This is a genomic window from Sutterella massiliensis, from assembly GCF_016899755.1.
Lineage (GTDB): Bacteria > Pseudomonadota > Gammaproteobacteria > Burkholderiales > Burkholderiaceae_F > Sutterella > Sutterella massiliensis.
The window spans coordinates 1-230 of record NZ_JACJJC010000558.1 but is presented as its reverse complement, the minus strand read 5'-3'; the positions used below and the strand labels follow the sequence as shown (position 1 = coordinate 230).

1 protein-coding gene is annotated in these 230 nt (G+C 61.3%); it reads right to left on the bottom strand.

Annotation, left to right across the window (positions count from 1 at the left end; translation table 11 throughout):
• The coding region (locus H6A60_RS13685; RefSeq protein ID WP_205105430.1) for a hypothetical protein at positions 1 to 230 on the bottom strand (230 nt) is incomplete at both ends.

Genomic DNA, 230 nt, shown 5'->3' with positions numbered 1-230 from the left:
CGGCAATCGACGTCGTCGCCTGGTCGCCAACGGGTTCGTTCCCATCTTCCGCATCTTGATCGAGCCCCGTGAGGAGTTCGAAGTGAAGGTCCGCTTTGGCGGGCATGCCTTGCATTAAGCCGTAGGCATTCAACGACTGCGGCGGCAGGGGAGAGCCGTCGGTCTTCGCGCAAAGAAGCCAGACGCCTTCGAAGCGTTCCCGATCGCTTGCGGTCGTGACGCTCATTAGG